Source organism: Aeromicrobium sp. JJY06 (genome assembly GCF_044069275.1).
GTDB classification, from domain to species: Bacteria; Actinomycetota; Actinomycetes; order Propionibacteriales; family Nocardioidaceae; genus Aeromicrobium; species Aeromicrobium tamlense.
On sequence record NZ_JBIMRD010000001.1, the window covers coordinates 2170144 to 2194148 of the forward strand.

Consider the following 24005-nt stretch of genomic DNA (forward strand, 5'->3'; position numbering starts at 1 on the left):
ATGCGATCGCACGAGGCTGGAGCCCTCCACGGCCAGGCCGGCACCCGTGGCCCCGAGTGGCTGCGCGAGCCCGACGACGCGAACGAGCTCGTCCCGCACCTGTGGTCCGCCAACGTCAGCAAGGTCGACGGCGTCCTCACGGTCGCCGGCGAGACGGCGGCCGAGCTGGCCCAGGAGTTCGGCACCCCGCTCTACGTGGTGGACGAGGACGACTTCCGCTCGCGGGCGCGTGCGTTCCGCGACGCGTTCCCCGACGCCGACGTCTACTACGCCGGGAAGGCGTTCTTGTGCGTGGCCACGGCCCGCTGGATCGCCGAGGAGGGCCTCAACCTCGACGTGTGCACCGGGGGAGAGCTGGCGGTCGCGCTGCGCGCCGGCTTCCCGCCCGCCCGCATCGGCCACCACGGCAACAACAAGTCGGTCGCCGAGCTGCGCCGGGCCCTCGAGGTCGGCGTGGGCCGCATCGTCATCGACTCGTTCGAGGAGATCGAGCGGCTCGCCGCGCTCAGCGCCGAGCTCGACGTGCGCGCGCCCGTGATGGTGCGCGTCACCGCCGGCGTCGAGGCGCACACCCACGAGTACATCTCCACGTCGCACGAGGACCAGAAGTTCGGCTTCTCGATCTCCGACGGCGCCGCGCTGGAGGCCGTGCGCCGGGTGCTCGCGGCCGACGGCCTCGACTTCCTGGGCCTGCACTCGCACATCGGCTCGCAGATCTTCGTCACCGACGGCTTCGAGGTGGCCGCGCGCCGCGTCCTGCGCCTGCACGACCAGATCGCGCGCGAGCTGGGCGTCACCGCCCCCGAGCTCGACCTCGGCGGCGGCTTCGGCATCGCCTACACGACGCAGGACGACCCCCGCGCCCCCGAGGACCTCGGCCGCGAGATCGTCAAGATCGTCACCGACGAGTGCGCGGCGCTGGGGATCGACCTCCCGCAGCTGTCGATCGAGCCCGGTCGCGCGATCGCCGGCCCGTCCACGTTCACGCTCTACGAGATCGGCACGACCAAGGCCGTCGGTCTGGACGGCGGCGGCTCGCGCATGTACGTGTCGGTCGACGGTGGCATGAGCGACAACATCCGGCCCGCGCTCTACGGCGCCGACTACTCGTGCACGCTCGCGTCGCGCGCGTCGGACGCCCGTCCGGTCCTCGCCCGCGTCGTGGGCAAGCACTGCGAGTCCGGCGACATCGTCGTGAAGTCCGAGTTCCTGCCGTCCGACATCGCCGCGGGCGACCTGCTCGCCGTGCCGGGCACGGGCGCCTACTGCCGCTCGCTGGCCAGCAACTACAACCACGTGCCCCGGGCCGCGGTCGTCGCCGTGCGCGACGGCGAGGCGCGCCTCATCCTGCGCCGCGAGACCGAGGACGACCTCCTCGCGCTCGACGTCGACTGAACCCGTACGGAGCGCCGGGTCGGCGCCGGCTTGACCTCAACCGCGGTTGAGGTTGTTGGCTGGCGTCGAACCCGTTGAAGGAGAGCGATGCGCGCCGTACGCCTGCACCACCACGGAGGACTCCACGTCCCCGTCCCGAAGGAGACCCACCGATGAGCACGGTGACGCGCGAGCGGCTGTGGACCGGCCCGCAGGGCGCGGTCGTGGCCGGCGTCTTCGCCACGGCGTTCCTCTTCGCCTTCGAGTCCTACGCGATCGCCACCGCCCTGCCGCTCGTGGCGGCGGACCTCGACGGCCTGTCGCTCGTCGGCGTCTCGTTCGCCGTCATGCTCGCGGCGTCGGTGGTCACGATGACGGTCTCGGCGCCGTGGTGCGACCGCGAGGGACCCACCGTCCCGCTGCTGACCGGCGTCGCCGGCTTCGTCGTCGGCCTCGTCGTCTCGGGCACCGCCTCGACGATGGAGGTCTTCGTCGTCGGGCGGGCCGTGCAGGGCCTCGGCTCGGGCCTGACCACCGTCGCGCTCTACGTGCTCGTCGGGCAGGCGTTCGCCGAGCACATCCGCCCGCGCGTGTTCGTCGTCCTCACCTCGGCGTGGGTGCTGCCCGCGCTCGTCGGCCCGCCGGTCGCCGGCTGGGTCGCCGAGACCTTCGGCTGGCACTGGGCCGTCCTCGGCGCCATCGTCCCGGCGCTCCTGGCGGCCGGGCTGCTGACGCCGGCGCTCGGCACCCCCGGCGCGCAGTCCGACGTCCGTCTCAGCGCCCGTCGCGTCGGGCTGGCGAGCCTGGGCGCGCTCGCCGTCCTGGCGGTGAGCGTGGCCGGCCAGCGCGGCTTCGACGGCTGGTGGGCCCTGCTGCTGCTCGGTCTCGTGACCGCGGTCCTCGTCGTCCCGCCCCTGCTCCCCGCGGGCACGTGGACCGGCCGCCGCGGCCTGCCGACGGTCATCGCGACTCGTGGCGTCGTCTCCCTGGCGTTCTTCGGCGTCGAGGCGTACCTGCCCCTGGCGCTCGTGGAGCACCGCGGCCTCACCCCGACGCAGGGCGGCATGTTCCTCACCGGTGGCGCCGTGCTGTGGTTCAGCGGCTCGTGGCTGGCCGCCAACGTGCCCGCGCTCGCCGACAAGCACCGGCGCGTCCGGATCGGGACCACCCTGGTCGCGATCGGCAGCCTGGCGGGCGTCCTGGTCCTCGTCGAGGCGCTGCCGCTGACGGCGCTCGTGCTGCTGTGGCCGCTGGCCGGCCTCGGGATGGGCATGGCGACCTCGACGCTCTCGGTGCTGCTGCTCGAGACCGCGCCGCCGGGGGAGCACGGCGCGGCGAGCGCCGCGATGCAGACGAACGACGCCGTCGTCCAGGCGATGGGACTGGCGCTGGGCAGTGCGGTCTTCGCCGCGCTGCTCACACGCTCGAGCGAGGAGGCGTTCGCGGTCGTCCTCGGCGTCGCGCCGCTCGTGGCCCTCGGCGCGGTCGTCCTCAGCGGACGCCTGCGCGAGTCGTGAGGTCGAGGGGCGGACCCGCCTGCGCGGTGGGCCCGTCCCATCCTTCGCCCTCCCGGGTCTGGCGGCGTCCGGCGGCCGATAGGCTGCTCGGGTGACCACGACCTCGCCCGAGGCTCCTGCCGGAGCCCGCCCGATCCGCATCGCGATGCTCGGTTGTGGCGTCGTCGGCACAGAGGTCGCCCGCTTCCTCGTCCGCGACGCCGAGGAGCTGGGTCGCCGCGTCGGCGCCCCCGTCGAGCTGGTGGGCATCGCCGTCCGCCGCCTCGACCGTGCACGTGACCTCGACCTCCCGTCCGACCTGTTCACCACCGACGCCAAGGCGCTGGTGACCCGCGGCGACCTCGACGTCGTCATCGAGGTCATCGGCGGCATCGAGCCCGCCCGCGAGCTGATCCTGGCGGCCCTCGAGAGCGGCGCGTCGGTCGTCACCGCCAACAAGGCGCTGCTCGCCGAGGACGGCGACACCCTCTACGAGGCGGCGGTCAAGGCCGAGCGCGACCTCTACTACGAGGCCGCCGTGGCCGGTGCCATCCCGATCGTCCGCCCGCTGCGCGAGTCCCTCGCCGGCGACAAGGTGGAGCGCGTGCTGGGCATCGTCAACGGCACCACCAACTTCATCCTGGACGCGATGACCACCACCGGCGCCGGCTTCGACGAGGCCCTCGACGAGGCGCAGCGGCTGGGCTTCGCCGAGGCCGACCCCACGGCCGACGTGGAGGGCTTCGACGCCGCCGCCAAGGCCGCGATCCTGGCCGGCCTGGCCTTCCACACGCGCGTCACGATCGGCGACGTGCACCGCGAGGGCATCACCGAGGTCACGGCGGCCGACGTGCGCTCGGCCGGCGAGATCGGCTCGGTCGTCAAGCTGCTCGCGATCTGCGAGATCGACCCCGCGGGCACCGCGGTCTCCGTCCGCGTGCACCCCGCGATGATCCCGTCGACCCACCCGCTGGCCAGCGTCCGCGGCGCCTACAACGCGGTCTTCGTCGAGAGCGAGGCCGCCGGCCAGCTCATGTTCTACGGCCCCGGGGCCGGCGGAGCGCCCACCGCGAGCGCGGTCCTGGGCGACGTCGTCACCGTCGCCCGCCACCGCGTCGACGGCGTCTTCGGCCCGGGCGAGACCGCGCACGCGCAGGTCGAGGTGCTCGACATGGGCCGGGCCCGCACGCGGTACCACGTCCAGATCGACGTCGAGGACCGTCCGGGCGTGCTGGCCGCCGTCGCGGAGGCCTTCGCCGTCCACGACGTCTCGATCAAGACGGTCCGCCAGGAGGGCCGCGGCGGCGACGCCCAGCTCGTCGTCGTCACCCACGAGGCCGACGACGCCGCCCTGGCGGCCACCGTGCGACAGGTTCGCGAGCTGGAGATGGTGTGCGGGGTCTCGTCGGTCATGCGAGTCGAAGGAGTGTCGTGATGGCCAGCCCGTGGCGCGGAGTCATCGAGGAGTACCGGGACCGCATCCCGCTCGACGCCGGAGCGACCGCCGTGTCGCTGGGGGAGGGCGGCACGCCGCTCGTCCACTCGGCGTGGCTGTCGGGTCTGGTCGGCGGCGACGTCTTCGTCAAGGTCGAGGGGAACAACCCCACCGGCTCCTTCAAGGACCGCGGCATGACCACCGCGATCAGCGCGGCCCTCGCCGAGGGCGCCAAGGCCGTCGTGTGCGCCTCCACCGGCAACACCTCCGCCTCCATGACCGCCTACGCCGCGCGGGCGGGGCTGACGCCCATCGTGCTCGTCCCGCAGGGCAAGATCGCCGCCGGCAAGATGGCCCAGGCGGTCATGCACGGCGGCGACATCATCCAGGTCCGCGGCAACTTCGACGACTGCCTGAACATGTCGCGCGGACTCGCCAAGGAGTACCCGGTCGCGCTCGTGAACTCGGTCAACCCGATGCGTCTCGAGGGCCAGAAGACGGCCTCGTTCGAGATCGTCGACGTCCTCGGGAAGGCTCCTGACATCCACGTGCTGCCCGTCGGCAACGCGGGCAACATCAGCGCGTACTGGAAGGGCTTCGTCGAGTACCACGAGGACGGCGTCGCCAGCTCGCGTCCGCAGATGTGGGGCTTCCAGGCCGCCGGCGCCGCGCCGCTCGTGAGCGGGCGGGTCGTCGCGAACCCCGAGACCATCGCCACCGCGATCCGCATCGGCAACCCCGCCTCGTGGACCCTCGCCGAGAACGCCCGCGACGAGTCGGGCGGCCGCATCGAGGCCGTCTCCGACGAGCAGATCCTGCACGCCCAGCGCGAGCTCGGCCGTCACGAGGGCATCTTCGTCGAGCCCGCTTCCGCGGCGGGCGTCGCCGGCCTGCTGGCCGCGGTCGAGGCGGGCGACGTGCCCACCGGCCTGACCATCTCGATCACCGTCACGGGCCACGGCCTCAAGGACATCGACACCCCGCTGTCGCAGATCGGCTCGGTCGTCGACACGGTGATCGACGCCGACGTGCACGCGGCCGCGGAGGCGGCCGGTCTCGCATGACGTTCGTCGACGTGCCGGTCACCGTCAGGGTCCCGGCGACGAGCGCCAACCTGGGCCCCGGCTTCGACTCCCTCGGCCTGGCGCTGAGCTGGTTCGACGAGGTCACGGCCGAGGTCACCACGTCGGGCCTGACGTTCGACATCGAGGGCGAGGGCGCCGACGAGGTGCCCCGCGACGAGACCCACCTGCTCTACCGCGCCATGGACGCCGCGTTCGACCTGCTGGCCGAGAAGCCGGCCGGCCTGCACCTGTCCTGCCGCAACACGATCCCGCACGGTCGCGGCCTCGGCTCGTCCGCGGCGGCGATCGCCGCCGGCCTGGTGCTGGCGCGCGCGCTCGTCGTCGGCGGCGAGGACCGCATGGACGACCGCACGATGTTCGGCCTGGCGAACGACCTCGAGGGCCATCCCGACAACGTCGCCCCTGCCCTGTTCGGCGGCTTCACGATCTCGTGGATCGAGGGAGCGGCCGCCGAGACGCAGCGGCTCGACGTGGAGGCGGACGTCACGGTCTTCGTGCCGCCCGAGCCCGTCGCGACGTCGGTCGCCCGGGGCCTGCTGCCCGAGAGCGTGCCGCACGCCGACGCCTCCTTCACCGCCGGTCGCGCCGCCCTGCTGGTCGCGGCACTGACCACCGCGCCCGAGCGGCTGATCTCGGCCACCGAGGACCGGCTGCACCAGACGTACCGTGCCGAGGCCATGCCCGACTCGTACAAGCTGGTCCGTCAGCTGCGGGTCGAGGGGGTGCCCGCGGTGATCTCCGGGGCCGGCCCCACGGTGCTGGCGTTCGCGCACGGACTCGAGGACTGGACCCCGTCCGGATGGGCGCGACGCGAGCTGCGCGTGTCGCCCGAAGGTGCCCACGTCGCGCCGTGAGTGCGTGTTACAGTGAACTGGTCGGAGTCGAGTTTCTCTCCCCGACACCATGCCACCTCTGAGCCCGTCGGATACGGGCGATCCTGAACGCGACGCACCGTCGGCGAACCCGACCGGCGTCGGCAGGAACGTGGCCTCCCGATAAGGACAACGTGTGACGGAATCAACCACGGTCGATCCCACTCCCGCGGAGGGTGCCGACAAGGCCCCCGCGAAGGCTCCCCGCAAGTCCGGCGGAGCGCTCGGCGGCAAGGTGATCGCCGAGCTCCAGGAGATCGCCAACGGCCTCGGCATCGAAGGTGCCGCCAAGATGCGCAAGGGCCAGCTGATCGACGCCATCAAGACCGCTCGCGGCGACGCGAAGCCGGCTGAGGCGCCGCGCGCCAGCCAGGACACGCTCATCGACGTGCCTGCCGAGACGAAGACCTCGCGCCCCGCCCGCGCCAAGAAGGCCGCCGCCGCCGAGCCGGCCGCCGACGCCGCCCCGCAGGCCGAGCCGGCGCAGGCCGAGCCGGTCGAGGCGCAGGCCGAGCAGGCCGAGAAGCCCGCGAAGGCCGACAAGCCGCAGGGCGAGAAGAGCGACAAGGGTCAGAACGACCGCGGCCAGGGCGAGAAGGCCCACGGCGACAAGGCGCAGGACAAGGGCGATCGCCGCGAGTCCGGTGACCGCGAGGGCCGGGGCCAGGGACGCAACCGGAACCAGGACCAGGGCCGCGGCCAGGGTCAGGGCGCGGGCAACCGCGACAACCAGAGCCGCGACCAGAGCCGCGAGACCCAGAACCGCGACCAGAACCGCGACAACCAGGGCCGCGACAACCGCGACAGCCGCGACAACCGCGACGACGACGGCGGACGCCGCCGCAACCGCCGTGGCCGCAACCGCGGTGGCAGCGGTGGCCGCCTCGAGGACAACCCCACCTTCACCGAGGACGACGTCCTGGTGCCGGCCGCGGGCATCCTCGACATCCACGACAACTACGCCTTCGTGCGCACCACGGGCTATCTGCCCAGCGAGAACGACGTCTACGTCTCGATGTCGCTCGTGCGCAAGCTCGGCCTGCGTCGCGGCGACGCGATCACCGGCCAGGTGCGCCAGCCCCGCGAGGGCGAGCGCAAGGAGAAGTTCAACCCGATGGTCAAGGTCGACTCGGTCAACGGGTCGGACGCCGAGGAGGCCAAGCGCCGCGTCGACTTCTCGAAGCTGACGCCGCTGTACCCGTCGGAGCGCCTGCGCCTCGAGGGCCAGGCCGGCGGCATGACGGGTCGCGTCATCGACCTCGTCTCGCCGATCGGCAAGGGCCAGCGCGGCCTCATCGTCTCGCCGCCCAAGGCCGGCAAGACGATGGTGATGCAGCAGGTCGCCAACGCGATCACCGAGAACAACCCCGAGTGCCACCTGATGATCGTCCTGGTGGACGAGCGTCCCGAGGAGGTCACCGACTTCCAGCGCACCGTCAAGGGCGAGGTCATCGCGTCGACGTTCGACCGACCGGCCTCGGACCACACCACGGTCGCCGAGCTGGCCATCGAGCGCGCCAAGCGCCTCGTCGAGCTGGGGCACGACGTCGTCGTGCTGCTCGACGGCATCACGCGCCTGGGTCGTGCCTACAACCTGGCCGCGCCCGCGTCGGGCCGCATCATGTCCGGTGGCGTCGACTCCTCGGCGCTATACCCGCCGAAGAAGTTCTTCGGCGCCGCGCGCAACATCGAGGACGGCGGCTCGCTGACCATCCTGGCCACCGCGCTCATCGAGACCGGCTCGCGCATGGACGAGGTGATCTTCGAGGAGTTCAAGGGCACCGGCAACTGGGAGCTGCGCCTGCGCCGCGAGTTCGCCGACAAGCGCATCTTCCCGGCGATCGACGTCGACGCCTCCAGCACGCGCCGCGAGGAGCTGCTGATGGCCCGCGACGAGCTGGCCATCGTGTGGAAGCTGCGTCGCCTGCTCTCGGGCCTCGAGGGCCAGCAGGGCCTCGAGCTCATCCTGGGCAAGCTGAAGAAGACGCAGAACAACGTCGAGTTCCTCATGGAGATCAACAAGACGATGCCCGGCGGGTCCAACGACGGTCAGAGCTGACCGCGGGCGGCCCTGAGCCGCCTCCGCCGATCCACGAAGGCCCGGTTCCCGTCAGGGGACCGGGCCTTCGTCGCTAGGCTCGCGGCATGACGACCGCCTGGGACTTCAGCGCCACGACCATCGACGGCATCGAGCAGCAGCTGGCCGACTACCGCGGCAAGGTCGCGCTCGTGGTCAACACCGCCTCGCAGTGCGGCTTCACGCCGCAGTACGGACCGCTGCAGGACCTCTACGACACGTACGCCGAGCGTGGCTTCGTCGTCCTGGGGTTCCCGTGCGACCAGTTCGGCGGCCAGGAGCCCGGCTCCGAGGGCGAGATCGCCACGTTCTGCGAGTCGCAGTTCGGCGTGCAGTTCCCGATGTTCTCCAAGGTGAAGGTGAACGGCTCGGACGCGCACCCGCTCTACCAGTGGCTCAAGTCCGAGAAGAAGGGCGTGCTCGGCGGGGCGATCAAGTGGAACTTCACGAAGTTCCTCGTCGACCCCGAGGGCAACGTCGTCAAGCGCTACGGCTCCACGACCAGCCCGCAGGACATCGCCCAGGACATCGAGGCGCTGCTGCCGGCCTGATCAGGCGTCGGAGACGTCCTTGCGGCGACGACGACCCACCTGCTGGTCGTCGCCCGGCAGGATCGTGCGGCGCGCCACCGGGCGCTGCTCGTTGCGCGGGGTGGTGTCCTCCTCGGACACCACCCGGCGGGCGCGGGTCGCGGTCGCGATCGACACCACGGCCAGCACCACCCACGTGAGGGCAGCGATCAGTCCGACCGCCGCGATCACCGTGATGGCGCGGGAGCGGCCGTACTCGCTCGCGATGTAGAGGCCGGCTCCGCCGATGACGACGAGCATCACCAGGGTGACGAGGATGGTCTTGAGTCTCCCGGTGCGCATGGAGGTCATAGTAGGCGGTGCGGGGTTTTTCGGAACGCCGGGAACACCCGGACCCCGATTTGGGTTATGCCAATGCCGACTGGCACAATCGATCCTTGGTTCCGGTTCACGGTCCGCGCCCCGCGTCCCGACCCGGCGACCACACGAGAGGACATCATGAAGAAGGACATCCACCCCGCGTACGTGGAGACCCAGGTCACCTGCACCTGCGGCAACTCGTTCACCACCCGCAGCACGGCGACCGAGGGCACCCTCCGCGCCGACGTCTGCTCGGCCTGCCACCCGTTCTACACGGGCAAGCAGAAGATCCTCGACACCGGCGGCCGCGTGGCCCGGTTCGAGAAGCGCTACGGCAAGAAGTAGGACTTCTCCGGCGCCGGTCGCTCTACGGAGCGATCGGCGCCGTTGTCGTGTCCGGGCACCCGAAGGCAAGGAGGTGACGACGTGTTCGAGGCCGTCGAGTCGCTGATCGACGAGCACGCCGAGGTGGAGCAGCAGCTGGCCGATCCGGCCGTGCACTCCGACGCGCGCCGTGCGCGCGACCTCGGGCGACGCTACGCCGAGCTCACCGCCATCATCCGGGTGTACCGCGAGTGGCAGGAGGCCCGCGAGGACCTCGTCGCCGCGCAGGAGCTCCACATGACCGAGGAGGCCGAGGCCCTCGAGCGTCGCGTCCCCGCGCTCGCCGAGCGCCTCGAGCGCATGCTCGTCCCGCGCGACCCGGCCGACGGCAAGGACGTCATCCTCGAGATCAAGGGCGGCGAGGGCGGCGACGAGTCGGCCCTGTTCGCGGGCGACCTGCTGCGGATGTACTCGCGCTTCGCCGAGCAGCACGGCTGGAAGGTCGAGGTGCTCGACTCCACCGAGACGGCTCTCGGCGGCTACAAGTCGGTCACGGCCGCGGTGAAGGCCAAGGGCACGCCCGAGCCGGGGGAGGCCCCCTACGCGCTGCTGAAGTTCGAGGGCGGCGTGCACCGCGTCCAGCGCGTGCCCGTCACCGAGTCGCAGGGACGCATCCACACGTCCGCCGCCGGCGTCCTGGTGCTGCCCGAGGCCGAGGACGTCGACGTCCAGATCAACGACAACGACCTGCGCATCGACGTGTTCCGCTCGTCCGGCCCCGGCGGTCAGAGCGTCAACACCACCGACTCGGCGGTGCGGATCACGCACCTGCCCACGGGCATCGTCGTGAGCTGCCAGAACGAGAAGTCGCAGCTGCAGAACAAGGAGCAGGCGATGCGGATCCTGCGCTCGCGGCTGCTCGACGCCGCGCAGGCGCAGGCCGACGCCCAGGCCGCCGACGCGCGCCGCTCGCAGGTGCGCACGGTCGACCGCTCCGAGCGCGTCCGCACCTACAACTTCCCCGAGAACCGCATCTCGGACCACCGCACCGGCTTCAAGGCCTACAACCTCGACCAGGTCATCGACGGCGCCCTGGACGACGTCATCGGCTCGCTCGTCGAGGCCGACCTGGCCGAGCGGCTCGCCGCGCTCGAGGACCGCGGATGAGCACGCGCCGCCTGCTCGAGGACGCCGCCGCGCGGCTCGAGGAGGGCGGGGTCGCGTCCCCGCGCCACGACGCGGAGGTCCTGCTGAGCCACGTCACCGGCACGCCGCGCGCGCTGCTCACGCTGACCGCGCGGGTCGACGACGCCCAGCGCCGTACCTACCTGGAGATGATCGACGCCCGCGCCCGTCGCGTGCCGCTGCAGCACATCACCGGCTCGGCCGCGTTCCGCTACGTCGACGTCGAGGTGGGGCCGGGCGTCTTCGTGCCGCGCCCCGAGACCGAGCTCCTCGCCGGCTGGGCGATCGACTCGGCGCGCGAGGTCCTCGCGCAGGGCCGTCCGCCGGTCGTGGTGGAGCTGTGCGCCGGCTCCGGCGCGATCTCGCTGTCGGTGGTCCACGAGGTGCCCGAGGCCCGGGTGCACGCCGTGGAGCTCGACGAGTCCGCCTACGGCTGGGCCCTGCGCAACCTCGACGGCACGGGAGTTGACCTGCGCCGCGGCGACATGGCCGACGCGTTCGGCGACCTCGACGGCACGGTCGACGTGGTCGTGGTGAACCCGCCGTACATCCCGCTCGACGCGTGGGAGTCGGTCGCGCCCGAGGCCCGCGACCACGACCCCCAGCTCGCGCTGTGGTCCGGCGACGACGGTCTCGACGCGATGCGCGTCGTCGAGCAGGTCGCCTGGCGACTCCTGCGCTCCGGGGGAGTGGTCGGCGCCGAGCACGCCGACGCCCAGGGCGAGTCCGCCCCCGCGGTCTTCACGGCCCGCTGGGCCGAGGTCCGCGACCACGCCGACCTCGCCGACCGCCCCCGCTACGTCACCGCCCGCCGCCCCTAGCCCGCCGGCCCCTCCCGACCCCTCCGCCCCCCCCGAACCGCGAGTGGCGCAAATCTGCCCGCCACTCGCCGAGTGGCGGGCGATTTCGCGCCACTCGCGACCCCGTTCTGCGCCACTCGCGGTACTCACGGACGGGCGCGCGGGGAACTCGTCCGGGCGAACCGCGCCATACGCTCCTGCAGGGCCGCCGTCCCTGCGCGGGTGAGGCTCGACCGGTCGATCTCGACGCGTGCGTCGACCGCCGAGAATCGCCCGGGCGTCCCCAGCGCCTCGGCCGCCATACGCACGATCTCCTCGGGCTGGCGACTGATCTCGACGAAGGTGTAGCCGGCGCGCTGGATGCCGAGCCCGTGCAGCAGCCGCTCGCGGCGGAGATCACGCCGATGGGTTCGTGGATCGCGATGGTCGGCGCCGTCGAACTCGGGCGCGTAGGACGTGCCACGGACGAGGAGGTCGAGCGCGAGAATCAGGGTTCCGTCGTGCTCACGGTGCTCGACCTGAGAGTCGACGGAGATGCCGCTGAGGGTGTGGACCAGCCGCAGCGCTGTCTCCCCGGCCGACTGGCTGCGCCCGTCGCAGTACTCGAGCGCTCGCCGCAGCACCCGCACGCCGCGTCGCCCCGGCACCAGGGCCTCGCGCAGGTGCGGCACCGTCGTGTGTCCGGCGGCGAGGGCCGAGTCGATGACCGTCACGAGGTCGAGAAGGCTCAACGTCTCCGCGAGCTCCACGATCGTCCACTCGGCCGACGCCATCGCTATCCCATCGACGACGGAGCGGTGCCTCGGGGGGATTTCGCAGCGGCGGACGTAGACCCCACGTCGGTCGAGGTGGGGTGCCTCGCAGTCGGTGCAGACGATCACCGGAGGTGCGATGCCGCGGGGGATCGCCCAGCCCCGCAATGCCGCTGCGGTCAGGTGGGTGGCCACGGCATGGTCGGGCATTACCATCAGCGCGGCGCGCGTGCGGGTGCGCAGGTCCTCGGACTCGCTGGCCGCGACCGCGACGCCGTTCACCGGGTGGGAGAACGACTGGCCACGGAGTTGCTTGAGGGTCTGACCGTGCGCGGCGGCGTTGCGATGGAGGATGGGTTCCATCGCGCCAGCGTCGGGCGTCGGCGCACGCGCGTCGAACCGCCATCCACAGGGCCGCCCGAGAGGCGCAAACCAGGGTCACGAGTGGCGCAGAATCGCCCGCCACTCGGCGAGTGGCGGGCAGATTTGCGCCACTCGCGGGTCTGGCGGCGCCGGAGCGGGCGCGGGCGCGGAGGCGGAGGTCAGGCGACGCGGGCCCGGGGGCCGGCGTCGGCGATCCGGTAGAGGCCCCACGCGATGCCGACGAGGCCGAGGGCCTGCAGGGCCAGGGTCGCGGGGGAGGTCGGCAGCGACTCGTCGAACAGCAGCGCGCCGAGCAGGATCGACAGCAGCACCGACGTCACGTTGAGCACCGGCATCGAGTGCGAGAGGCGCGAGAGCTGGTAGGCGCGCTGGTTGAGCGACATCGCGAGGAACGCGCACGCCAGCAGCACCCACGGCGACCAGGTGCCGAGGAACCCGGGGACGCCGTGGTCGCCGATCGCGCTGCCGACCACCTTCATCAGGCAGGCGGTGATGCCGAACAGCATGCCCGCGGTCATGCCGAGGAAGAACGCGGCCATGCCGCGCCGCGGGAGCTCGTTCGCGAAGCGCGTCACGACGAGCGCGGTCGCGACGCCCGTTCCGGCCACGGCCAGCATCAGACCGGTGGGCGCCATCGCGCCGCCGTGGTTCGTGTCGGCCACGGAGACCACCGCGATGAGCGAGACGATCGTGACGAGCACGCCGGCCAGCTCGTTGCGGCGCGGCCAGCGGCGGTCGAGCGCCGACCTCACGACCACCGCGAGCACGACGCCCAGCAGGATGATCGGCTGGACGAGCGACAGGGTGCCGAGGTTGAGGGCGACCGCGTGGAGCAGCCACGCGACGAGCCCGATCGAGCTGCCGGCCAGCCAGCGCGGGCTGCGCAGGAGCTGCAGCAGCACGAGCAGGGGATGCGTCACGGTGAGCTGCACGCGTCCCGCGGCCAGGTGCTGGAACGAGGTCGAGAACGCGAACCCGAGCGCCGAGCTCAGGGCCAGGACGGCGGCCAGCGTGGGGGACGGGGTCATCGCGCCACGTCGGGGGTGACCAGCCTGGAGGAACGCATCCTGACGATTCTAACGATCCCCCCGGCGGCATCCCGCGCCGTGGGTGCCGGTGTCGACCCCTAACCTTGACCCATGAGGTTCGACTGCGCGACCGAGCTCGACGAGGGTGTCGAGGCGGCGGTCTCGGCGTTGCGCGAGGGCGCGCTCGTCGTGCTGCCGACCGACACCGTCTACGGCGTGGCTGCCGACGCGTTCGACGCGATGGCGGTCGCGCGGCTGCTCGAGGCGAAGGGCCGAGGTCGTGACATGCCACCGCCCGTACTCATCGCCGATCCCGCCACGCTCGACGCGCTCGTCGCCGAGCGCCCGCCGGCGTGGCTGCAGACGATGCTCGAGGACCTGTGGCCCGGCCCGCTGACCGTCGTGTTCCGAGCCCAGCCGTCGCTCACGTGGGACCTCGGCGAGACGCACGGCACCGTGGCGGTCCGCGTCCCCGACGACGAGCGCACGCGCGCCGTCCTGCGCCGTTCGGGCCCCAGCGCGGTCAGCAGTGCCAACCTCAGTGGTCGCCCCGCGGCCGAGTCGGCCGACGAGGCCGAGGCCATGCTGGGAGAGTCCGTGAAGGTCTACCTCGACGGTGGCCCGTCCGCCGGCTCCACGCCGTCCACGATCCTCGACGTCACGGGCCCCGTGCCGCGCGTGCTGCGCCAGGGAGCGATCGAGCTCGCCACGCTGCACCGCTACAACAACACGATCGAGCCCGCCGGCGGTGGAGCCGGTGCGTGAGTACCTCGTCGTCTTCGGCGTCGCGATCGGCGTCGCGTACCTGCTGTCGTCGATCGCGCGGCAGACGGCCCAGCAGCTCGGCGCGGTCGCGCAGGTGCGCGACCGCGACGTCCACGCCATCCCCACGCCGTACTTCGGCGGGCCGGCGATGCTGGGCGGACTCGTCGCGGCGTACCTGACCGCCACCCACCTGCCGTTCCTCTCCGGCGGCGACGCGTCGCTCTACGCCGACGTCCGCGCCGTCCTCGTCGGCGCCAGCGTCATCTGCATCGTCGGCATCATCGACGACCTCTTCGAGCTCGACGCGCTCAGCAAGTTCGCCGGCCAGGTGCTGGCCGGCGTCATCACCGTGGCGATGGGCCTGCACTTCGTCTACCTGCCGCTGCCGAACACCTACCTGGGCCTCGATCAGGCGCAGGCGATGATCCTGACCGTCTTCCTCATCGTGGCCACGGCCAACGCGATGAACTTCGTCGACGGCCTCGACGGACTGGCCGCCGGCATGGCCGCGATCGGGTCGATCGCGTTCTTCATCTACGCGTTCGTCCTCGCCGTCGAGAACGGCGAGACCCGTGCGGTCGCGGCCGCGCTGCTCACGATCAGCCTCGCCGGTGCGTGCCTGGGCATCCTGCCCCACAACTTCTTCCCGGCTCGCATGTTCATCGGCGACTCCGGCTCGATGCTGCTGGGCTTCGTCCTGGCGTGCTCGTCGATCAGCCTCACCGGGCAGTTCCCGGCCACGAGCCTCTCCGAGGGCATCGGCGGCGCCGACTCCAGCCTGCTGCCCGCGGCGATACTCCCGTTGATCCTGCCGTTCGCGATCCTGACGATCCCGTTCCTCGACATGGGCCTGGCGGTGTTGCGGCGCACCCGTGCGGGCCGGTCGCCGTTCAGCCCCGACAAGATGCACATCCACCACCGGCTGCTCGAGATCGGGCACTCGCACCGTCGCGCCGTGCTGCTCATGTACGCGGCCGCGGCGCTCGTCGCGTTCGGGGTGGTCGCGGTGGGCCTGTTCAGCGGCTGGCAGCTCTTCGTGGCGATCGCGCTGATCACCGCCCTGGTGACGGCCGCGATCTTCCTGCTTCCCCGACTCGAATCGAAGGTGTGGTCGTGAAACGACGCCAGCTCGCCCCGTGGATCGCGCTCGCGGTGATCGTGGTCTGCACCGTCGTGGCCGCGGCGGTCGTCGGCGTCGAGGGGCTCCTGGGCGCGATCATCGGCGGCGTCATCGTGCTGGCGTTCTTCGCCACCACCCCGGCGGTCCTCGGACCCGTGGCGAAGGCCACGCCCGGCCTGTCGATGATGTTCGCGCTGATCTTCTTCTTCACGAAGGTCGTCGCCCTGCTGGCGCTGTTCGTGGTGCTGCAGCGCTCGTCCGGCGACTCGGGCCCGATCGACCCCGAGTCGGTCTCGGTCACGGTGATCGCCACCACCCTCGCGTGGCTGACCGCCCGACTCGTCGACGCCACCCGGGACCGCACGCCGATGTACGACCTGCCCGAGAAGACCGCTGGAGAACCGGGCGAAACCGGTCGCGACTGAGCCTCGCCCGCGTGTCCTCGACGCTGCGAAACGGGTCGCACGCGAGCAAGTGACAACTTTCACGACCTGCCTGCAGCGGCTGCAAACGGCCCTGATAGATTCGGGGTGCAATGAACGACGCACCGCCGCCGCAGGATCCGTGGGTTGCCTTCGGGCGTGTGGCCGGTGGAGTGATCTTCTACGGTGGAGTGGGCTTCCTGCTCGACCGATGGTGGGACACGTCGTTCATGGTGGCCATCGGAGTCGTGGTGGGTGCTGCACTGGGCATTCTCACGGTCGCGATGGCGCAACGCGAGAAGTGACCCGCGCGAACTGCCGACCGACGTCGGGGCCGACAGGGCTCGACGCCACAGAAGGGTGATCGATTGTCCGCCGTGACGACCGCCGTGCTGAACGCCGCCTCGGACTCTGAGGGCTATCACGCCCCCGGGCCGGCCAGCTTCGACCTCCCTCCGGTCTTCTCGATCGGTGACTTCGGGGTCACCAAGCCGATGCTCCTGCTGGTCCTCTCGGTGCCGCTGATCGTCGGCTTCTTCTGGGCCGCCTCGAAGAACAAGGCCGTCGTCCCGGGCAAGCTGCAGTTCGCCGGCGAGTACGTCTACGGCTTCGTCCGCAACGGCGTCGCCCGCGACTCGATCGGCTCGCACGACTTCATGAAGTTCGTGCCCCTGCTGTTCTCGCTCTTCACCTTCATCCTGGTGAACAACTACTTCGGCCTCATCCCGTTCCTGCAGTTCCCGTCGTTCTCGCGCTTCAGCTTCGTGCTGCCGCTGGCGGCGCTCGTGTGGCTCGTCTTCAACGGCGTCGGCGTCGCGAAGCACGGCTTCCTCGGCTACCTCAAGCACGTCACGGTCCCGGGCGGCATCTCCGGCCCGATCCTCGTGCTGATCATCCCGCTCGAGTTCCTGTCCACCGTGCTGGTCCGCCCGGTCACGCTGGCGCTTCGTCTCTTCGCCAACCTGTTCGCCGGCCACCTGCTGCTGATCCTCTTCGCGACCGGTGCGGCCTACCTGATCCTCGACTCCGGCAACCCCTGGTACATCCCGGTCGGCGCGCTGTCGTTCGTCCTGGGCATCGCCGTGAGCTTCCTCGAGCTGCTGGTCCTGTTCCTGCAGGCCTACGTCTTCACCCTGCTGACCGCCATGTACATCGGTGGGGCACTCGCCGACGAGCACTGAGCGCCGGCCACAACCGAATAGCCTCCCAGTTTTCGCAAACCGACGGCGCGCCCTGCGTCGTCAACGAAAGGAAAAATCCGTGGATCTCGAAACCCTCGGCTCCCTGAACATGATCGGCTACGGCCTGGCCGCCATCGGCCCGGGCGTCGGCATCGGTCTGATCTTCGCCGCCTACATCAACGGCGTCGCCCGTCAGCCCGAGGCCCAGAGCCGCCTCCAGACGATCGCGATCCTCGGCTTCGCTCTTGCCGAGGCCCTGGCCATCATCGGCATCGCGCTCGCCTTCGTCCTCTGACAACGTCAGGAACTGACTGATGTACTCCACGATTCTCGCCACGGCTGCCGAAGGCGAGGAACACAGCCCGCTGATGCCGATCCTCTCGGAGATCGTGCTGGCAGTGGTCGTCTTCGCGATCCTGTACTTCCTCATCCGGAAGTACGTCATTCCGAACTTCGAGCAGGCCTACGCCGAGCGCACGGCCGCCATCGAGGGCGGGATCGAGGAGGCGCAGTCGGCGCAGAAGGAAGCCCAGGCCGCGCTCGAGCAGTACACGGCGCAGCTGGCCGAGGCCCGGCACGAGGCCGCCGCCATCCGCGAGGAGGCGCGCGAGCAGGGCGCCCAGATCGTCGTCGAGATGCGCGAGCAGGCTCAGGCCGAGTCCGCGCGCATCGTCTCGGCGGCGCAGGCCCAGATCGCGGCCGAGCGCCAGCAGGCCATCGCGCAGCTGAAGTCCGAGGTCGGCGGCATGGCCACCGAGCTCGCGGGTCGCATCGTCGGTGAGTCCCTCGCCGACACCGATGCCCAGCGTCGCACGGTGCAGCGCTTCATCGACGAGCTCGAGGGGTCGGCGAACTGATGCGCGGATCGTCTGCCAAGTCGCTCGACGCGACCCTCGCCGCGGTCTCCGCGGTGCCGGGCGCGTCGGCGGCCCAGGTCGGCGCCGAGCTGTTCGGCATCGTCGAGGCCCTCGACTCCGCCGTCGCGGCGCGTCGGGTGCTGACCGATCCCTCGATCGAGGCCGACGGCAAGCGCACGCTCGCCGCCGGCATCTTCGACGGCAAGGTCAGCCAGGACGCCCTCGCGGTCCTGCAGGCCGCGGTCGGCGGTCGCTGGGCCGCGGGTCGTGACCTCACCGACGGCCTCGAGATCGCCGGAGTCGCGGCGTTCACCCGGGCCGCCGACGAGGCCGGCCGGGGCGACGATCTCGAGAACGAGCTGTTCGAGGCCGGTCGCGTCATCCACCAGTCCGACGAGCTGCGTCAGGTCGTCTCCGACAAGACCGTTCCGGTCGCGGCGAAGACCACCCTGCTGCAGGACGTCTTCGGTGGAAAGGTCTCCGAGTCGACCCTGTCCCTCCTGGGCCAGGCCGCGGTCGGACGCTCCGGCTCCTTCGAGCGGGTCCTCGAGGCGTTCAGCCGTCAGGTCGCAGCGCGTGAGGACCGGCTCGTCGCCGTCGCTCGCGTGGCCTACGACCTCGACGACGCCGAGCGCCAGCGGCTCACCGACGCCCTCTCGCGTCGCTACGGCCGCGCGATCCAGCTCAACACCGTGGTCGATCCGTCCGTGATCGGCGGGATCGCCGTCTCCGTGGGCGACGAGGTCGTCGACGCCACCATGTCCACCCGCCTCGAGGCCGCCCGCCGGCGCATCGCAGGCTGACCAGAACGCATCGTTCGCACAAGAAGGCAGGCACACAGCATGACTGAACTCTCGATTCGTCCGGAGGAGATCCGCGACGCGTTGCAGAAGTTCGTGTCGGATTACACCCCGACGCAGGGCGAGGCCGAAGAAGTCGGCGTCGTCGCGTCCGCGGCCGACGGCATCGCGCAGGTGGAGGGTCTTCCCTCGGCGATGGCCAACGAACTGCTCGAGTTCGAGGACGGCACCCTCGGTCTGGCGTTGAACCTCGACGTCCGCGAGATCGGTGTGGTCATCCTCGGTGACTTCGAGGGCATCGAAGAAGGCCAGAAGGTCAAGCGCACCGGCGAGGTCCTCTCGGTCCCCGTCGGCGAGGGCTACCTCGGCCGCGTCGTCGACCCGCTCGGCACGCCCATCGACGGCCTCGGCGAGATCGCTGACCTCGAGGGACGTCGTGCCCTCGAGCTCCAGGCGCCGAACGTCATGCAGCGCAAGAGCGTCCACGAGCCCCTGATGACCGGCCTGAAGGCGATCGACTCGCTGACCCCGGTCGGCCGTGGCCAGCGCCAGCTGATCATCGGCGACCGTCAGACCGGCAAGACCGCCATCGCGATCGACACGATCATCAACCAGAAGGAGTTCTGGGAGTCGGGCGATCCGAGCAAGCAGGTCCGCTGCATCTACGTCGGCATCGGCCAGAAGGGCTCGACCATCGCCTCCGTGCGCGGCGCGCTCGAGGCTGCCGGCGCCCTGGAGTACACCACGATCGTCGCAGCCCCCGCGTCGGACTCGGCCGGCTTCAAGTACCTCGCCCCGTACACCGGCTCGGCCATCGGCCAGCACTGGATGTACCAGGGCAAGCACGTCCTGGTGATCTTCGACGACCTGTCGAAGCAGGCCGAGGCGTACCGCGCCGTGTCGCTGCTGCTGCGCCGCCCGCCGGGCCGCGAGGCCTACCCGGGCGACGTCTTCTACCTGCACTCGCGGCTGCTCGAGCGTTGCGCCAAGCTCAGCGACGACCTGGGCGCGGGCTCGATGACCGGTCTGCCGATCATCGAGACGAAGGCCAACGACGTGTCGGCGTACATCCCGACCAACGTCATCTCGATCACCGACGGCCAGATCTTCCTGCAGTCGGACCTGTTCAACGCCAACCAGCGTCCCGCCGTGGACGTCGGCATCTCGGTCTCCCGCGTGGGCGGCTCGGCGATGACCAAGGCGATGAAGGCCGTCACCGGCTCGCTGAAGGTCGAGCTGGCCCAGTACCGCGCCATGGAGGCGTTCGCGATGTTCGCGTCCGACCTCGATGCCGCGTCGAAGGCCCAGCTCGCCCGTGGACAGCGCCTCATGGAGCTGTTCAAGCAGGCGCAGTACAACCCGTTCCCGATGGAGCAGCAGGTCGTCTCGATCTGGGCCGCCACCACGGGCAAGCTCGACGCCGTGCCCGTCAACGACGTGCACCGCTTCGAGGCCGAGTTCCTCGACTACGTCAAGCGCTCGCACTCCGGTGTCCTCGACGCGATCCGCGAGAGCGGCAAGTTCGAGGATTCGAGCGCCCAGACGCTCGACGGCGCGTACGACTCCTTCCTCGACCAGTTCGAGACCAGCGACGGTGGATCGATCAAGGCCGGCCACGAGGAGTTCGACGCACTCGCCGACGAGGACGTCGAGCAGGAGCAGATCGTCCGACAGAAGCGAGGCTGACGATGGCTGTCTCACTCCGCGAGTACCGCGCGAAGATCAGGTCGACGCAGTCGACCAAGAAGATCACGCGTGCGATGGAGTTGATCGCCGCGTCGCGGATCATCAAGGCCCAGCAGCACGCGGCCGCGGCCGCACCGTACGCGCGAGAGCTCACGCGTGCGGTGTCGGCCCTGGCCACGTACTCCAACGTCGACCACGTGCTGACGACGGAGAACCCGGACGCGAAGCGGGCCGCCATCCTCGTGGTCGCCAGCGACCGCGGTCTGGCGGGCGCCTACGCGTCCAGCGTGCTGAAGGAGACCGAGCAGCTCGCCGAGCGCCTGCGCGCGGAGGGCAAGGAGGTCACGTACTTCCTGGCCGGCCGCAAGGCGGAGTCGTACTTCAACTTCCGCCAGCGTGAGTTCGAGAAGTCGTGGACCGGCTTCTCGGACAAGCCCACGTACGACGACGCGCGCGCGATCGGCGACGAGCTGATCGCTCGCGGCGCGGAGCACGAGACGGCCGAGGAGGCCATCGACCCGGCCCAGGCCGTCGACGAGCTCTTCGTGGTCTACACGCGCTTCAAGTCGATGCTGGTGCAGGAGCCGACGGCGATCCGTCTGTTCCCGCTCGAGATCGTCGAGGGGGAGGAGGCCCCGGAGGACTCCGAGGTCCTGCCCCTCTACGAGTTCGAGCCGAGCGCCGCCGAGGTGCTCGAGGCCGTGCTGCCGAAGTACCTCTACAGCCGCATCTACTCCTGCCTGCTGCAGGCGGCGGCCTCCGAGCTCGCCGCGCGCCAGAAGGCCATGAAGTCCGCGACCGACAACGCGCAGGACCTGATCGAGAAGTACACCCGACTGGCGAACCAGGCTCGCCAGGCCGGCATCACCCAAGAAATCAGCGAGATCGTGGGTGGCGCGAACGCGCTCGCCGAGGCCTCCCAGTCCGATTGAGGAAGACACCATGACTGCAACCGTCGAAGAGACCACCACCGACTCGGCCGCCGTGACCGGCCGCGTCGCCCGGGTCATCGGCCCGGTGCTCGACATCGAGTTCCCGGCCGACCAGATGCCGGAGATCTACAACGCCCTGCTGGTCGACACCGAGGTCGCCGGCACCAAGGAGACGCTGACCCTCGAGGTCGCGCAGCACATCGGCGACGGCATGGTCCGCGCGATCAGCCTGCGTCCCACCGACGGCGTCGTCCGCGGCACCCCCGTCACCGACACCCGCGAGCCGATCTCGGTTCCCGTCGGCGACCAGACCCTCGGCAAGGTCTTCAACACCACCGGACAGGTCATGAACCTGGCCGAGGGTGAGACCTGGGAGGTCAACGAGCGCTGGGGCATCCACCGCAAGGCTCCGGCCTTCGACCAGCTCGAGTCCAAGACCGAGATGTTCCAGACCGGCATCAAGGTCATCGACCTGCTGACGCCGTACGTGCTGGGCGGCAAGATCGGCCTGTTCGGTGGTGCCGGCGTCGGCAAGACCGTGCTGATCCAGGAGATGATCGCCCGCGTCGCCAAGGACCACGACGGCGTGTCGGTGTTCGCCGGCGTCGGCGAGCGCACCCGTGAGGGCAACGACCTCATCGTCGAGATGGAGGAGTCGGGCGTCCTCGACAAGGTGGCGCTGGTCTTCGGCCAGATGGACGAGCCGCCGGGAGCGCGTCTGCGCGTCGCCCTGTCGGCCCTGACGATGGCCGAGTACTTCCGCGACGTCCAGAACCAGGACGTGCTGCTGTTCATCGACAACATCTTCCGGTTCACCCAGGCCGGCTCCGAGGTCTCGACCCTGCTGGGTCGCGTCCCCTCGGCCGTGGGCTACCAGCCCACGCTGGCCGACGAGATGGGCGTGCTGCAGGAGCGGATCACCTCGACGCGTGGTCACTCGATCACCTCGATGCAGGCGATCTACGTGCCGGCCGACGACTACACCGACCCGGCCCCGGCCACGACGTTCGCCCACCTGGACGCCACGACCGAGCTGAGCCGTGAGATCGCGTCGCTGGGCATCTACCCGGCCGTGGACCCGCTGACCTCGACCTCGCGCATCCTGGACCCCCGCTACATCGCGGCGGACCACTACGCGACGGCCAACCGGGTCAAGGGCATCCTGCAGCGCAACCAGGAGCTCCAGGACATCATCGCGATCCTCGGTGTCGACGAGCTCAGCGAGGAGGACAAGACGATCGTCTCGCGCGCTCGTCGCATCCAGCGCTTCCTCTCGCAGAACACCTACGTGGCCAAGCAGTTCACCGGCATCGAGGGCTCGACCGTCCCGCTCGACGAGACGATCGACGCCTTCACCAAGATCTGTGACGGCGAGTACGACCACGTGGCCGAGCAGGCGTTCTTCATGTGCGGCGGTCTGGACGACGTCGACAAGAAGTGGGCCGAGATCCAGAAGAACCTCTGAGGTCCGCTGACATGACACTGCAGATCGAGCTCGTCGCCGCCGACCGCGTCGTGTGGTCGGGCGAGGCCCGTGAGGTCATCGCCCGTACCGCCGAGGGCGACATCGGCGTGCTCACCGGCCACGCGCCGCTGCTGTCCCTGCTGGTGCCCGGCGTCGTCGAGATCCACCCCGTGGAGGGCGGCGAGGTCCTGCGCGCCGCCGTCAGCGAGGGGTTCATCTCCGTGGCGGCCGACCGCGTGTCGATCCTGTCCGAGGACACGTTCCTCGCCGACGAGGTCGACGAGGCGGCCACCACCGCTGACCTGGAGAAGGCTCGCTCGTCCGACGACGAGCTGGCCGTCCGCCGCGCCGAGGCGAAGCTCCGCCTCATCGGCAAGGCGTCCTGATGGTGATCGCGAGGGGTTGATCGATGCCGCTGTGGTTGTGGCTGGTCGACTCCCTCGCGATCATCGTCGTGCTGGGCCTGCTCTTCCTCGTCGGGCTCATCGCACGTCGTCGGTGGATCGCCCGCCAGGGCGTGACCTTCGAGCTGAGCGTGAATCGTGGCGCCGAGCACTCCGCCTCCGGCTGGGTGCTCGGCGTCGCGGTCTATCGTGACGACGCCATCGACTGGTATCGCACCTTCTCCTTCTCCCCGCGCCCGCGCCACCGGTTCGAGCGCGGCGGCGTCCTCATCGAGGGGCGCCGCGACCCCGAGGGCGCCGAGGCGTACGCCCTGCACGACGGCCACATCGTCGTGCGCACCGAGAACGCTGCCGGCATCGAGCAGTTCGCGCTGAGCCCGAACTCGCTGACCGGGTTGCTGTCGTGGCTGGAGTCATCGCCGCCCGGACGTGGCGTGAACAACGTCCTGTGATCTTCGATACGAGGCAACTCCGCCATTTCGGTTGCTCGTGACCTCGCCACCCTTCACACTTGTGATCATGAAGAAGATCATCGCTGCAGCGCTCCTCGCCCTCGCCGTCGCCGCGGGCACCGTCGCCTCGCCCGCCCAGGCGGACGACTCCTCGGCGCCCATCAAGATCAACCGCATCGACTGGATGTGATGCGAGGTCCTCTGACCTCAACCTCTAGG

General features: G+C 70.7%; 27 protein-coding genes. 24 read left to right on the top strand and 3 right to left on the bottom strand.

The genetic code is table 11. From position 1 onward, the window contains the following. The 7 genes from lysA to ACGWYL_RS10660 all read left to right on the top strand — a co-directional run bounded on the left by lysA (nt 1) and on the right by ACGWYL_RS10660 (nt 8890). Nucleotides 1–1395: a diaminopimelate decarboxylase gene (lysA, locus tag ACGWYL_RS10630; protein WP_269306156.1), complete on the top strand. Its 1395-nt coding sequence runs from the start codon at nt 1–3 to the stop codon at nt 1393–1395. Between the two features lie 152 nt (nt 1396–1547). Continuing rightward, the gene (locus ACGWYL_RS10635) at nt 1548–2891 is read left to right on the top strand and encodes an MFS transporter (protein ID WP_395487149.1); all 1344 of its coding nucleotides are present in this window, start codon (nt 1548–1550) and stop codon (nt 2889–2891) included. 91 nt (nt 2892–2982) lie between these two features. Then, on the top strand, nt 2983–4305 hold the full coding sequence (locus tag ACGWYL_RS10640; protein ID WP_395487150.1) for a homoserine dehydrogenase: 1323 nt from the start codon (nt 2983–2985) through the stop codon (nt 4303–4305). Beyond that, a complete protein-coding gene (gene thrC, locus ACGWYL_RS10645) occupies nt 4305–5369 on the top strand; it encodes a threonine synthase (protein WP_179425567.1) in 1065 nt (354 codons plus the stop codon). The genes ACGWYL_RS10640 and thrC overlap by 1 nt, the downstream gene beginning before the upstream one ends. After that, the gene (thrB, locus tag ACGWYL_RS10650; RefSeq protein WP_395487151.1) at nt 5366–6244 is read left to right on the top strand and encodes a homoserine kinase; all 879 of its coding nucleotides are present in this window, start codon (nt 5366–5368) and stop codon (nt 6242–6244) included. Before thrC ends, thrB begins: the two co-directional genes overlap by 4 nt. A gap of 154 nt (nt 6245–6398) precedes the next feature. Next, nucleotides 6399–8321: a transcription termination factor Rho gene (gene rho / locus ACGWYL_RS10655; RefSeq protein ID WP_395487152.1), complete on the top strand. Its 1923-nt coding sequence runs from the start codon at nt 6399–6401 to the stop codon at nt 8319–8321. An 86-nt stretch (nt 8322–8407) separates the two neighbouring features. Further along, on the top strand, nt 8408–8890 hold the full coding sequence (locus tag ACGWYL_RS10660) for a glutathione peroxidase (protein ID WP_179425561.1): 483 nt from the start codon (nt 8408–8410) through the stop codon (nt 8888–8890). Here the strand turns inward: ACGWYL_RS10660 and ACGWYL_RS10665 are convergent, their stop codons facing one another. After that, entirely contained in the window at nt 8891–9211 is a 321-nt protein-coding gene (locus tag ACGWYL_RS10665; RefSeq protein WP_179425559.1) for a hypothetical protein, read from the bottom strand. 156 nt (nt 9212–9367) lie between these two features. Between ACGWYL_RS10665 and rpmE the strand changes: the two genes are divergently transcribed. The 3 genes from rpmE to prmC all read left to right on the top strand — a co-directional run bounded on the left by rpmE (nt 9368) and on the right by prmC (nt 11559). After that, entirely contained in the window at nt 9368–9574 is a 207-nt protein-coding gene (rpmE, locus tag ACGWYL_RS10670) for a 50S ribosomal protein L31 (protein ID WP_179425557.1), read from the top strand. Between the two features lie 81 nt (nt 9575–9655). Then, nucleotides 9656–10720, top strand: coding sequence for a peptide chain release factor 1 (gene prfA / locus ACGWYL_RS10675; RefSeq protein ID WP_395487153.1), 1065 nt, complete (start codon nt 9656–9658; stop codon nt 10718–10720). Next, complete coding sequence (gene prmC / locus ACGWYL_RS10680; protein ID WP_179425553.1) at nt 10717–11559, top strand: peptide chain release factor N(5)-glutamine methyltransferase; 843 nt, start codon at nt 10717–10719, stop codon at nt 11557–11559. The genes prfA and prmC overlap by 4 nt, the downstream gene beginning before the upstream one ends. A 125-nt stretch (nt 11560–11684) precedes the next feature. Here prmC and ACGWYL_RS10685 read toward each other — a convergent pair whose 3' ends face one another. Both ACGWYL_RS10685 and ACGWYL_RS10690 read right to left on the bottom strand, forming a co-directional pair. Continuing rightward, nucleotides 11685–12572 carry a hypothetical protein gene (locus ACGWYL_RS10685; protein WP_395487154.1) on the bottom strand — a complete coding sequence of 296 codons (888 nt, stop codon included), beginning with the start codon at nt 12570–12572 and terminating at the stop codon, nt 11685–11687. A 260-nt stretch (nt 12573–12832) separates the two neighbouring features. Then, complete coding sequence (locus tag ACGWYL_RS10690) at nt 12833–13702, bottom strand: DMT family transporter (protein ID WP_269306162.1); 870 nt, start codon at nt 13700–13702, stop codon at nt 12833–12835. 111 nt (nt 13703–13813) lie between these two features. On the opposite strand from ACGWYL_RS10690, the gene ACGWYL_RS10695 reads away from it, so the two are divergent. The 14 genes from ACGWYL_RS10695 to ACGWYL_RS10760 all read left to right on the top strand — a co-directional run bounded on the left by ACGWYL_RS10695 (nt 13814) and on the right by ACGWYL_RS10760 (nt 23976). Further along, the gene (locus tag ACGWYL_RS10695; protein WP_269306163.1) at nt 13814–14467 is read left to right on the top strand and encodes an L-threonylcarbamoyladenylate synthase; all 654 of its coding nucleotides are present in this window, start codon (nt 13814–13816) and stop codon (nt 14465–14467) included. Further along, complete coding sequence (locus ACGWYL_RS10700; protein WP_179425547.1) at nt 14460–15584, top strand: MraY family glycosyltransferase; 1125 nt, start codon at nt 14460–14462, stop codon at nt 15582–15584. The genes ACGWYL_RS10695 and ACGWYL_RS10700 overlap by 8 nt, the downstream gene beginning before the upstream one ends. Further along, nucleotides 15581–16012, top strand: coding sequence for a hypothetical protein (locus ACGWYL_RS10705; RefSeq protein ID WP_179425545.1), 432 nt, complete (start codon nt 15581–15583; stop codon nt 16010–16012). Before ACGWYL_RS10700 ends, ACGWYL_RS10705 begins: the two co-directional genes overlap by 4 nt. Before the next feature lie 110 nt (nt 16013–16122). After that, on the top strand, nt 16123–16314 hold the full coding sequence (locus tag ACGWYL_RS10710) for a hypothetical protein (RefSeq protein ID WP_179425543.1): 192 nt from the start codon (nt 16123–16125) through the stop codon (nt 16312–16314). A gap of 72 nt (nt 16315–16386) precedes the next feature. Then, nucleotides 16387–17190, top strand: coding sequence for a F0F1 ATP synthase subunit A (gene atpB, locus ACGWYL_RS10715; RefSeq protein ID WP_269307038.1), 804 nt, complete (start codon nt 16387–16389; stop codon nt 17188–17190). A gap of 109 nt (nt 17191–17299) precedes the next feature. After that, nucleotides 17300–17485, top strand: a complete 186-nt coding sequence (atpE, locus tag ACGWYL_RS10720; protein ID WP_179428207.1) for an ATP synthase F0 subunit C — start codon at nt 17300–17302, stop codon at nt 17483–17485. Between the two features lie 19 nt (nt 17486–17504). After that, the gene (locus ACGWYL_RS10725) at nt 17505–18047 is read left to right on the top strand and encodes a F0F1 ATP synthase subunit B (RefSeq protein ID WP_179425541.1); all 543 of its coding nucleotides are present in this window, start codon (nt 17505–17507) and stop codon (nt 18045–18047) included. Then, entirely contained in the window at nt 18047–18850 is an 804-nt protein-coding gene (locus ACGWYL_RS10730) for a F0F1 ATP synthase subunit delta (protein ID WP_269306166.1), read from the top strand. The genes ACGWYL_RS10725 and ACGWYL_RS10730 overlap by 1 nt, the downstream gene beginning before the upstream one ends. A 39-nt stretch (nt 18851–18889) precedes the next feature. Next, complete coding sequence (atpA, locus tag ACGWYL_RS10735) at nt 18890–20533, top strand: F0F1 ATP synthase subunit alpha (RefSeq protein ID WP_179425537.1); 1644 nt, start codon at nt 18890–18892, stop codon at nt 20531–20533. Nucleotides 20534–20535: 2 nt separating this feature from the next. Next, entirely contained in the window at nt 20536–21465 is a 930-nt protein-coding gene (locus tag ACGWYL_RS10740; RefSeq protein WP_179425535.1) for a F0F1 ATP synthase subunit gamma, read from the top strand. Then, nucleotides 21461–22930: a F0F1 ATP synthase subunit beta gene (atpD, locus tag ACGWYL_RS10745; protein ID WP_269307041.1), complete on the top strand. Its 1470-nt coding sequence runs from the start codon at nt 21461–21463 to the stop codon at nt 22928–22930. The genes ACGWYL_RS10740 and atpD overlap by 5 nt, the downstream gene beginning before the upstream one ends. Nucleotides 22931–22941: 11 nt before the next feature. Continuing rightward, the gene (locus ACGWYL_RS10750) at nt 22942–23316 is read left to right on the top strand and encodes a F0F1 ATP synthase subunit epsilon (protein ID WP_179425531.1); all 375 of its coding nucleotides are present in this window, start codon (nt 22942–22944) and stop codon (nt 23314–23316) included. Between the two features lie 23 nt (nt 23317–23339). Then, a complete protein-coding gene (locus ACGWYL_RS10755) occupies nt 23340–23786 on the top strand; it encodes a DUF2550 domain-containing protein (RefSeq protein WP_179425529.1) in 447 nt (148 codons plus the stop codon). Nucleotides 23787–23853: 67 nt separating this feature from the next. Then, the gene (locus ACGWYL_RS10760) at nt 23854–23976 is read left to right on the top strand and encodes a hypothetical protein (RefSeq protein ID WP_263280671.1); all 123 of its coding nucleotides are present in this window, start codon (nt 23854–23856) and stop codon (nt 23974–23976) included. Nucleotides 23977–24005 lie beyond the last annotated feature (29 nt).

Excerpts from the sequence above, each read along its gene's own strand:
- ACGWYL_RS10710 (WP_179425543.1), top strand. The coding sequence starts at position 16,123 with ATGAACGACGCACCGCCGCCGCAGGATCCGTGGGTTGCCTTCGGGCGT.
- ACGWYL_RS10730 (WP_269306166.1), top strand. The coding sequence starts at position 18,047 with ATGCGCGGATCGTCTGCCAAGTCGCTCGACGCGACCCTCGCCGCGGTC.
- ACGWYL_RS10660 (WP_179425561.1), top strand. The coding sequence starts at position 8,408 with ATGACGACCGCCTGGGACTTCAGCGCCACGACCATCGACGGCATCGAG.
- atpE (WP_179428207.1), top strand. The coding sequence starts at position 17,300 with ATGATCGGCTACGGCCTGGCCGCCATCGGCCCGGGCGTCGGCATCGGT.
- ACGWYL_RS10725 (WP_179425541.1), top strand. The coding sequence starts at position 17,505 with ATGTACTCCACGATTCTCGCCACGGCTGCCGAAGGCGAGGAACACAGC.
- ACGWYL_RS10750 (WP_179425531.1), top strand. The coding sequence starts at position 22,942 with ATGACACTGCAGATCGAGCTCGTCGCCGCCGACCGCGTCGTGTGGTCG.
- ACGWYL_RS10740 (WP_179425535.1), top strand. The coding sequence starts at position 20,536 with ATGGCTGTCTCACTCCGCGAGTACCGCGCGAAGATCAGGTCGACGCAG.
- prmC (WP_179425553.1), top strand. The coding sequence starts at position 10,717 with ATGAGCACGCGCCGCCTGCTCGAGGACGCCGCCGCGCGGCTCGAGGAG.
- ACGWYL_RS10635 (WP_395487149.1), top strand. The coding sequence starts at position 1,548 with ATGAGCACGGTGACGCGCGAGCGGCTGTGGACCGGCCCGCAGGGCGCG.
- lysA (WP_269306156.1), top strand. The coding sequence starts at position 1 with ATGCGATCGCACGAGGCTGGAGCCCTCCACGGCCAGGCCGGCACCCGT.
- atpA (WP_179425537.1), top strand. The coding sequence starts at position 18,890 with ATGACTGAACTCTCGATTCGTCCGGAGGAGATCCGCGACGCGTTGCAG.
- ACGWYL_RS10760 (WP_263280671.1), top strand. The coding sequence starts at position 23,854 with ATGAAGAAGATCATCGCTGCAGCGCTCCTCGCCCTCGCCGTCGCCGCG.
- rpmE (WP_179425557.1), top strand. The coding sequence starts at position 9,368 with ATGAAGAAGGACATCCACCCCGCGTACGTGGAGACCCAGGTCACCTGC.
- thrC (WP_179425567.1), top strand. The coding sequence starts at position 4,305 with ATGGCCAGCCCGTGGCGCGGAGTCATCGAGGAGTACCGGGACCGCATC.
- ACGWYL_RS10755 (WP_179425529.1), top strand. The coding sequence starts at position 23,340 with ATGCCGCTGTGGTTGTGGCTGGTCGACTCCCTCGCGATCATCGTCGTG.
- ACGWYL_RS10690 (WP_269306162.1), bottom strand. The coding sequence starts at position 13,702 with ATGACCCCGTCCCCCACGCTGGCCGCCGTCCTGGCCCTGAGCTCGGCG.
- ACGWYL_RS10665 (WP_179425559.1), bottom strand. The coding sequence starts at position 9,211 with ATGCGCACCGGGAGACTCAAGACCATCCTCGTCACCCTGGTGATGCTC.
- ACGWYL_RS10695 (WP_269306163.1), top strand. The coding sequence starts at position 13,814 with ATGAGGTTCGACTGCGCGACCGAGCTCGACGAGGGTGTCGAGGCGGCG.
- thrB (WP_395487151.1), top strand. The coding sequence starts at position 5,366 with ATGACGTTCGTCGACGTGCCGGTCACCGTCAGGGTCCCGGCGACGAGC.